The 208-nt window shown below is 76.9% G+C and carries 1 protein-coding gene; it reads right to left on the bottom strand.

Annotation, left to right across the window (positions count from 1 at the left end):
- Positions 1-208: hypothetical protein (locus QM806_RS41290; RefSeq protein WP_283295094.1), on the bottom strand; the 208-nt coding region annotated here is incomplete at both ends.

Here is a 208-nt window from a genome sequence, read left to right as displayed (position 1 = left end):
ACACCTGTCCCCGACGCGGCGACACCGCGCCCTGCAACGCGACCCGACGGTGCAACCCGACCCCGCTCTCCCGGACCGCCCGCCCGGCACCCCCCCGCACCCCCAGCCCCCCCCCCACCCCGACACCCCCCCCGACGCGGTGTTCGAGCCCCGCCATGTCGTCCTCGACACCCTGCTCGTGAATGGTGCGGCTCGGGCCGCCGAGATC

The sequence above is a fragment of the Rhodococcus sp. IEGM 1351 genome (assembly GCF_030056875.1).
Taxonomy (GTDB): Bacteria; Actinomycetota; Actinomycetes; order Mycobacteriales; family Mycobacteriaceae; genus Rhodococcus_F; species Rhodococcus_F opacus.
Note: the sequence above shows the minus strand (reverse complement) of the source record. Positions and strands in the feature narration are given on the sequence as shown.